Consider the following 7,644-nt stretch of genomic DNA (forward strand, 5'->3'; position numbering starts at 1 on the left):
TATAATTCCGTGGCTAAGCGGCAGTTCAATGAGGTATACGCTGATTACCGGGAAAAGCGGAATTCATACTATCGCAACCTGGAACAATCCCTGAAGGCCAACCTGGAGAAGAGGTTGCAGATCATTGAGGAACTCAAAGCCCTCGTGAATATGGAGGAGGACATCAATACCACCTATAAGAATTTTAAGTCCCTGCAGGAACAATGGAGAAATGCCGGGGCTGTACCCCGGAGCAACTACAACGACGTGTGGCGGACCTATCATCACCACGTGGAGATCTTCTACGACTTTCTGCACCTGAACCGGGAGTTGCGGGACCTGGATTTTAAGTACAACCTGGAAGAAAAGGAAAAATTGGTGCAGCGGGCTGAAGCCCTGGTTGAAGAGCCCGACCTCAACAAGGCTTTCAGGGAATTGCAGACCCTTCACAAGATCTGGAAGGAAGAAATTGGCCCCGTCGACAAGGAACACAGGGAGGCCATATGGGAACGGTTCAGCAACGCCACGAAAGCTATGCACCAGAGGCGTCAGGACCATTTCAAGGAACTCGACAAGGAGTTTGAGCAGAACCTTGTGAAAAAGAACGAGATCATAGCTTCCATTGCTTCCCTTGGGGAGCACGTTGCTTCGGACCACAAGGGCCTGCAGAAACAGATCAGGGAACTGGAAGCCCTGAGGACAGCCTTTTTTTCTGCCGGAAAAGTACCCCTGAAAGACAATGAAGCCACCTGGAGCCGGTTTAAAGAGGCTGTGCGGGCATTTAACCGCAAGAAGAACGAATACTACAAGAACCTAAAGAAGGAACAGCAGGTTAATCTCGATAAGAAGAGGGAATTGGTGAAGGTAGCCGAATCCCTGAAGGATTCGGAAGAATGGGATACGGTAACTCCACAGATGAAAAAGATCCAACAGGATTGGAAACAGGTCGGCCATGTCCCGAGGAAGTACTCAGACAAGTTGTGGAAGGAATTCAAAGCGGCCTGTAATCACTACTTCGACCGCCTTCATGCGAGTAAGAACAAGGGCAGTGGAGAAGAAATCGAAAACCTGGAAAAGAAAAAGGCATGTCTCGACAAACTACAGGCTTTCAGCCCTGGGAAATCCAAGGAAGACGACCTGGCTGTTATTAAATCCCTCATAAGCGAATGGAGGTCGATAGGCAGGGTTCCCTATAACAAGAAAAGTATCAATGGGAAGTTCAACAAGATCGTCGACGGGGTGCTTAAAAAACTCGGGGTCGACAAGAAGGAGGCCGAACTCCTGAAATACGGCAATAAACTCAAGGAACTGGCTTCTACCCATGACGATTACGCCCTGAGGAAGGAGCGCACCTTTATCAAACGCAAGATAGACGAAGGCAAGAGTGAGATCAATCAACTGGAGAACAACCTGCAATTCTTCTCCAACGCCTCAGAAGACAACCCGTTGGTAAAAGAGGTAGTGGAAAAGATCAACCGCCAGAAGGAATCCCTCAAGACCTGGAAGGCCAAGCTGAAGAAGATCAACATTCTTCAACACTCACTTTCCAAAGAGGAAGAGGAGGAGTCGTCATCAGAAGGAGAAGCAGAAGAAGGAAAGGAAGAAGCATAGCAATAGATCTAAAGGTCGTACTTACATACGGTCATTCTCATTAAGCCAGTTTAGAAGTGCTTTTAGAAGTTTTAAAAGAAAGCTCTTTCTTGATACGGCTGTTTTTAAAACGGTACAGACGGGCAACGCTTTCCTTTTCAACAGCAGGAAGAACCACCTCTTTTTTGGCAGTTTCCACGGTTACTTCAGGAGTGTTGTTCTGAGCCTGAGCAGCGAAGCTGATCAGGAAGAAAAAGAAGAAAGTTACGAGCGTTTTCATGTCTTGCGTTTTATATAAATAAAACGCGATGACAGGGGTTTCACCGGGGTGTCGTTCGCTGAAAAACCCTTATTTTTCGGTATCTGGCGAGAATCAGGGTAAAGTGTAAAAATTCATCGGTGAACGTCACAGGACCTCAAAACCGCTCATCGGAAAAAGGGGTCGTTTATCGGTGTAGAACTTCCGGATTTCCTGTTTTTTGCTCGCCTGAAACAATCAATTTTTCATGTAAATTACCGGAATACAAGTGACGATAATATACCTTACCTGGTTTTCGATCAGGTATTCCCATTACTGACTTGATCCATCATCGTATTCCACAAAGTCATCACCAACTTTGTGGCAATCTCTTCCACAATCCGAAAATCACCTATTTTTACCCTGCCTATGGAATATGTAATCATCGCTCTTGTCGCCTTCTTTGTAGCCATCCTTACCTTTTTTTCGGGATTTGGCCTGGGAACCATCCTCACCCCGGTTTTTATGATCTTTTTCCCTGTAGAGCTGGCCATTGCCCTTACCGGGGTGGTGCACTTCTTCAATAACATCTACAAGCTATTCCTCGTTGGCCGGAATGCAGACAAACAGGTACTGCTTCGATTTGGGATCCCGGCTGTCATTGCGGCCTTCTTCGGCGCCTGGCTGCTGCTCAACATCAACGATGTACAACCCTTATTTGCCTATGACGCCTTTGGGAGACACCTGAAAGTATATCCCGTAAAATTCCTGATCTCGATCCTGCTGATCATTTTCGCGACCATGGACTTGCTGCCCTGGTTCAACAAACTCGAATTTGGGAAGGACAAACTTCCGCTGGGAGGAGCCCTGAGCGGGTTCTTTGGGGGTCTGTCGGGTAACCAGGGGGCGCTCCGGAGTGCCTTTTTGATCAAGGCAGGTCTCTCCAAAGAGGTCTTTATAGGGACAGCCGTTGTAATCTCAACCCTGGTCGATTTTACACGTTTGAGCGTCTACGCTACCCGCTTTGCCACTGCAGGCCTGGGGGATTACGTGCCTCTGGTCCTCTGTGCCACCGGGGCCGGCATTGCCGGATCCTTTGTGGGCAACAGGCTCTTAAAGAAGGTGACTTTGCGATTCCTGCAGGTCACCGTGGCCATCATGTTGATCCTGCTCTCCCTCGCACTGGGGGCCGGATTGATTTAATGTAGGGGAAGATTTAATTGGAACGCAACTGATCACAGTAGATTTAAGCCAGTTTAGAAGTGCTTTTAGAAGTCTTAAAAGAAAGCTCTTTCTTGATACGGCTGTTCTTAAAACGATACAGACGGGCTACGCTTTCTTTTTCAGCAGCAGGAAGAACCACCTCTCTTTTTTCAGTTTCCACGGTTACTTCAGGAGTGTTATTCTGAGCCTGGGCAGCGAAGCTGATCAGGAAAAAGAAGAAGAAAGTTACGAGCGTTTTCATGTCTTGCGTTTTATATATATAAAACGCAATGACAGGGGTCTCACCGGGGTGTCGTTCGCTGAAAAACCCTTATTTTTCGGTATCTGACAAGAACTCGGGTAAAGTGCAAAAAATCATCGGTGAACGTCACCGACCCCAGAATCCGCTTACCGGAAAAAGGGACCGTTTATCGGCATAGTATCTTCCGGATTCCCTCCAGTTGATCAAAAATATTCGCGGTTTACCATAACATCAGAAATGTCAGTTGTGTTCACTTTAATTTCCACTCACCTCTCCAACCCAATCCATAAAATACATATCTTTAATTGACAACCTTACCTTCTATGATCCAACTCTTCAGGAAACTACGACACCGCTTACTTCAGGAGAAAAAAATCACGGGATATATCGGGTACGCAATCGGAGAGATCGTTTTGGTCGTGATTGGCATACTCCTCGCCCTTTCTATAAACAATTGGAATGAGGAAAGAAAGGACAGGAGGACTGAGGCAGCCTATTATTGCAAACTGCTGGCTGATTTTGAACGAGACTTGAGGAACATCAGGACCTTGTACGAAGAATCCGAATACAAAATCGCTACCAGCAAGAAATTGCTTATCGATCTGGAACAGATGCAGAAAGACAAGGCCTATCTTATCAATCAATATATTCAATCACTTCGCACAAATGTATTTGTGCCTTCTAAGGCTACTATTTCAGAGATCATCTCATCCGGAAACCTCAACATTCTTACAAGGGAAGTCCTAAAGGACCAGCTCCTTCGCTACTATGCTGAACTCGATAAATACCTTTACCAGTTGGAGATAAACCGCACTCAAACTCTGGATAAAGCCTTCTCTTACGAGAATGAACTCATTTTGGGATATCAGTTAGCAGATTACGTACAGGGTACCCTTGGCCCTGAGATCCTATCATTCCTTCCGGAATCGAACTGGCATATGGATAAAGAAGACCCCTATTTCAAACAATTTCAGAATGACCTGGTTTTTTTTGTGATCATGAGTGAAAGAGAAAAACAGCATTTCGATAATATCTTGAACGAAATGGATCCTCTGTACACCCAATTACAGGACCTTTGTCAAAGTCAGACTTGAAAAACGAGATGGCCATACCACTATGCATAAGACCTATTTCCTGATTTCTCTCTGTGTTTTTCTCCTTTGTTCATACCTCCTGGTTACCGCCTCCCCCGCCCTGGAATACCCCCTGGGAGAAAACGATACGGTCCCCCTGGGCAGTTTTATCACCTGGGCCGGGCTTATGGCCCTGCCCACGAGCCTGTACTGGGGTGTGGGAAAATTCAGGAAACCCCATGATTTTCTCCACAGATCCATGGCCGTAGGCCTCAAAACCCTGATCGCATTAACCCTCCTCTGGCTTCCCATATCCTTTGGGTTAGCCGGAAATATGAACTTCAACTTCGGGCAGACGGAGACATTTCAGGGAGGACAAACGGCTATGTCACTTTTCTGGGGGCTGAGTCTGGGCATTCCACTAGGCACCATTGTATTGTTTGTCGTACACCTGATGATCGTGGTATGGCAACGGCTATTTCACCGCCGGGATTGAACCTTAAGCCCTTCAGTTCCTAAGATTAAAAAGGGATCGGGGCAATTAATTCGGTAAAATTCAACCTCAGAGGCTCGGCACACCCCCGGGTAATCGCCTTGTTTCCCTTCCATATCCAGGATCAGCTGGAAATGCAGGTGGGGCGCGTAGTTCACATTGATATCCGGCGTACCCAGTGATCCAAGCACCTCCCCTTTTCCTATCTCTTTCCCGGGATAGATTCCCTTCAGGGATTCTAGGGAAAGATGGCCATAGAGGGTATGGAATGTGTAATTGCCCGACTCATGAGTCAGGATGATGGTCGGGCCGTAATCTCCCTTACCCGCATTGTTCTTAAAACTGTGGACCTTCCCTTTCAAAGGGGCCTGGACCCTGGTCCCGGCCTCCGCCCAGAAATCCACCCCCAGGTGAATGTCACGCGGCTCTTCCCCTGTTTCAAAACCCGCATTACCCCTGTAGAGATTCCTCTGTTCGAGATACCCGCCATAGGCGACCCTGGCAGAATTACGCCTCAGGACTGAGTCAATATAACCCTGGCAGGCCGCAGGATCGCCCAGGTTCAGTCCCTCTAATTCTTGGTTCGCAGTACTCAGATCCAATGGGGTATAGTCAGCCCACGGGATAGAAGAATCCAATACATATCGGGTTCCCGAAGGACCTGAAAAGAGGTCAAATATAGGTGGCATAGGCAAGTTTGACGTGAAAGATAGGCTGAATTCTCGGGATAATTAACATCGTGTTAACCCTGATTTTTAAGAGGTTTTATACCTTTTGCGAATCAAAAACAAAAATTGCTATGAAATTGCTCAAAACAACCCTTTTTACTCTTCTCGCCCTGGTTTCCCTGAGTTGCCAAACCAAGGCCAAAAGTCCAGACCCGCAAGCGGGTGAACCCCTGGCCAAGGAAGAAAAACTCTCCGAGACCGAACTTCAGAAGTACGAGACCGCCTATTTTGCCAGCGGCTGTTTCTGGTGTGTGGAAGCCATCTTCGAAAGCGTAAGAGGTGTAAAGGAAGCGGTTTCAGGTTACGCCGGGGGAACCGAGGAGAATCCCACCTATGAGCAGGTGAGTTACGGACGCACCACCCATGCCGAAGCCGTGGAGGTTTATTACGATCCGGAAAAAGTGAGTTTCTTCGAACTTGTACAGGTCTTTTATGGCTCGCACGACCCCACCACCCTCAACAGGCAGGGACCCGATCGGGGGCCTCAGTATCGCTCTATCGCCTTCTACAAGAACGTGGAGGAGCGCAGGATCATTGAGAAGTATCAAAAAGCCCTTGATGAGAGCGGCGTCTACGGTAAACCTATCGTCACCGAGATCAAACCCTTTACCACTTTCTGGAAGGCCGAAGAATACCACCAGGATTACGAACGCAAACACCCTAACGATTCCTATATACGGAACGTCTCTATCCCGCGACTGAACCGATTCAAGGAAAATTTCGCGGAATACCTCAAGAAGGAAAGCCACTGATATCAGCCTGCCAGCTCCTATCAGGGGATACTTTGATAAACTCCCCATGTGGATCCAGTGCGACATTCATCGAGATTTTTTTTAAATCGCAGGAGAATTCTGATTAAATCGTATCTTTATTCTGCCCTTTATACCCCAAATCTACGGCTTGCATTCCCTGAGGGATGTTTGAGCCCTGGAGAACTTAAAACGCTGTGAGATGAAGTACGCTATGTTGATTCTCGCCATGGCTTGTGCTGTAAGCTGCGGCAAATCCACCGATAAAGAGAACCATCAACTTTTAGTAGTTAAGAAGACCTCTACCCCACCAACCCTGGATGGGTTAGCCACAGAAACCTGCTGGAATATGGCTGCCTGGCATCCGCTGGATCAGAACTGGCTGGGTGATGCCTATACCTTCGACGATTTTAACGGCCGCTATAAACTCAGCTGGGATGAGGATTATCTCTATGTCCTGGTGGAGATCACGGACGATATCCTGTACGATGCCCGGAAAGACCCCCTTAAACTCTGGTGGGACGATGACTGCGTAGAGGTCTTTATAGACGAGGATAATTCGGGAGGTTTACACCAGTTCAGCCACAATGCCTTTGCCTACCATATCGCCCTGGATGGAAACGTGGTCGACCTGGCGCCTGACCGGGAGCCCAGGCTCTACAATGACCATATCCGGTCTGCCCGCAGGGTAGAGGGCAATTTAAGTACATGGGAATTGGCCATAAGGCTTTTTAAGGACGACTACCAGGATGGCGGGATCAATATTCCTGTCCCCCTGAAAAAGGGTAAGAAGATTGGTTTTGCCCTGGCGTATTGTGACAACGACGGCAGTACGGAGAGGGAAAATTTTGTGGGATCGGTTTTTGTGCCCGGGGAAGATAAAAATCAGGGGTGGATCAATGCGGATATCTTCGGTACCCTGGTCCTGGAAGAGTAATCGCTATTGCAGTACCACGGAACTATAGGCCGTATTGAGTTTGAATACTCGGTCTGCATTGCCTTCGCCTGAATTACCGGTATAAAGGATCTGGGGGCCCTCTTTGTTAGTTTTTAGGACCCAGGAAGCAGGGTAATTGAAATCGGATTGGGTGTTCTTTACGGATACCGCAAAAGGGGCGTTGGGAAAAACACATTCCATTTCCCCATTTCTCACTTCTATATCGATCTTTTTGAAGCTAGGGTCTACAGTGCTGATATAGAGAGCTCCCAGATCATTCCTGCTGATCAGGTTCCTTATGAGTTTGTTGATCCTTACCTCAGAAGAGGTGGCGTTAAGATTGAGATCCGTCACGGCATCGAGCTCTACCTGATCGGTAAAACTGGTGTTCA

Annotated in this window: 10 protein-coding genes; 6 read left to right on the forward strand and 4 right to left on the reverse strand. The window is 47.6% G+C overall.

The window, feature by feature from the left end:
• Nucleotides 1-1,590: DUF349 domain-containing protein (locus ABYP73_RS09580; protein WP_372974163.1), on the forward strand; the 1,590-nt coding region annotated here is incomplete at its 5' end.
• A 40-nt stretch (nucleotides 1,591-1,630) separates the two neighbouring features.
• On the opposite strand, the gene ABYP73_RS09585 is transcribed toward ABYP73_RS09580, so the two are convergent.
• The gene (locus ABYP73_RS09585; RefSeq protein ID WP_372944758.1) at nucleotides 1,631-1,849 is read right to left on the reverse strand and encodes a hypothetical protein; all 219 of its coding nucleotides are present in this window, start codon (nucleotides 1,847-1,849) and stop codon (nucleotides 1,631-1,633) included.
• A 387-nt stretch (nucleotides 1,850-2,236) separates the two neighbouring features.
• Here ABYP73_RS09585 and ABYP73_RS09590 point away from each other — a divergent pair, with 387 nt between their 5' ends.
• Entirely contained in the window at nucleotides 2,237-3,010 is a 774-nt protein-coding gene (locus tag ABYP73_RS09590; RefSeq protein WP_372974164.1) for a sulfite exporter TauE/SafE family protein, read from the forward strand.
• A 43-nt stretch (nucleotides 3,011-3,053) separates the two neighbouring features.
• On the opposite strand, the gene ABYP73_RS09595 is transcribed toward ABYP73_RS09590, so the two are convergent.
• Entirely contained in the window at nucleotides 3,054-3,272 is a 219-nt protein-coding gene (locus ABYP73_RS09595) for a hypothetical protein (RefSeq protein ID WP_372974165.1), read from the reverse strand.
• Nucleotides 3,273-3,595: 323 nt separating this feature from the next.
• Between ABYP73_RS09595 and ABYP73_RS09600 the strand changes: the two genes are divergently transcribed.
• Nucleotides 3,596-4,366: a DUF6090 family protein gene (locus ABYP73_RS09600; RefSeq protein ID WP_372974166.1), complete on the forward strand. Its 771-nt coding sequence runs from the start codon at nucleotides 3,596-3,598 to the stop codon at nucleotides 4,364-4,366.
• Nucleotides 4,367-4,388: 22 nt separating this feature from the next.
• Complete coding sequence (locus tag ABYP73_RS09605; protein ID WP_372974167.1) at nucleotides 4,389-4,841, forward strand: hypothetical protein; 453 nt, start codon at nucleotides 4,389-4,391, stop codon at nucleotides 4,839-4,841.
• Here the strand turns inward: ABYP73_RS09605 and ABYP73_RS09610 are convergent.
• Complete coding sequence (locus ABYP73_RS09610) at nucleotides 4,826-5,527, reverse strand: peptidoglycan DD-metalloendopeptidase family protein (RefSeq protein ID WP_372945998.1); 702 nt, start codon at nucleotides 5,525-5,527, stop codon at nucleotides 4,826-4,828. The genes ABYP73_RS09605 and ABYP73_RS09610 overlap by 16 nt on opposite strands.
• 110 nt (nucleotides 5,528-5,637) lie before the next feature.
• Here ABYP73_RS09610 and msrA point away from each other — a divergent pair, with 110 nt between their 5' ends.
• A complete protein-coding gene (msrA, locus tag ABYP73_RS09615; RefSeq protein ID WP_372945999.1) occupies nucleotides 5,638-6,318 on the forward strand; it encodes a peptide-methionine (S)-S-oxide reductase MsrA in 681 nt (226 codons plus the stop codon).
• Nucleotides 6,319-6,517: 199 nt separating this feature from the next.
• Complete coding sequence (locus ABYP73_RS09620; RefSeq protein WP_372974168.1) at nucleotides 6,518-7,252, forward strand: sugar-binding protein; 735 nt, start codon at nucleotides 6,518-6,520, stop codon at nucleotides 7,250-7,252.
• A gap of 3 nt (nucleotides 7,253-7,255) precedes the next feature.
• On the opposite strand, the gene ABYP73_RS09625 is transcribed toward ABYP73_RS09620, so the two are convergent.
• Nucleotides 7,256-7,644 (reverse strand): hypothetical protein (locus tag ABYP73_RS09625; protein ID WP_372974169.1); only part of this gene is annotated, 389 nt, incomplete at its 5' end.

Origin of the sequence: Muriicola sp., from assembly GCF_041567615.1 — a bacterium.
GTDB lineage: Bacteria > Bacteroidota > Bacteroidia > Flavobacteriales > Flavobacteriaceae > Muriicola.

Bases quoted from the DNA above. Each gene is read 5' to 3' on its own strand.
- ABYP73_RS09585 (WP_372944758.1), bottom strand. From the start codon at position 1,849: ATGAAAACGCTCGTAACTTTCTTCTTTTTCTTCCTGATCAGCTTCGCT.
- ABYP73_RS09590 (WP_372974164.1), top strand. From the start codon at position 2,237: ATGGAATATGTAATCATCGCTCTTGTCGCCTTCTTTGTAGCCATCCTT.
- ABYP73_RS09595 (WP_372974165.1), bottom strand. From the start codon at position 3,272: ATGAAAACGCTCGTAACTTTCTTCTTCTTTTTCCTGATCAGCTTCGCT.
- ABYP73_RS09600 (WP_372974166.1), top strand. From the start codon at position 3,596: ATGATCCAACTCTTCAGGAAACTACGACACCGCTTACTTCAGGAGAAA.
- ABYP73_RS09605 (WP_372974167.1), top strand. From the start codon at position 4,389: ATGCATAAGACCTATTTCCTGATTTCTCTCTGTGTTTTTCTCCTTTGT.
- ABYP73_RS09610 (WP_372945998.1), bottom strand. From the start codon at position 5,527: ATGCCACCTATATTTGACCTCTTTTCAGGTCCTTCGGGAACCCGATAT.
- msrA (WP_372945999.1), top strand. From the start codon at position 5,638: ATGAAATTGCTCAAAACAACCCTTTTTACTCTTCTCGCCCTGGTTTCC.
- ABYP73_RS09620 (WP_372974168.1), top strand. From the start codon at position 6,518: ATGAAGTACGCTATGTTGATTCTCGCCATGGCTTGTGCTGTAAGCTGC.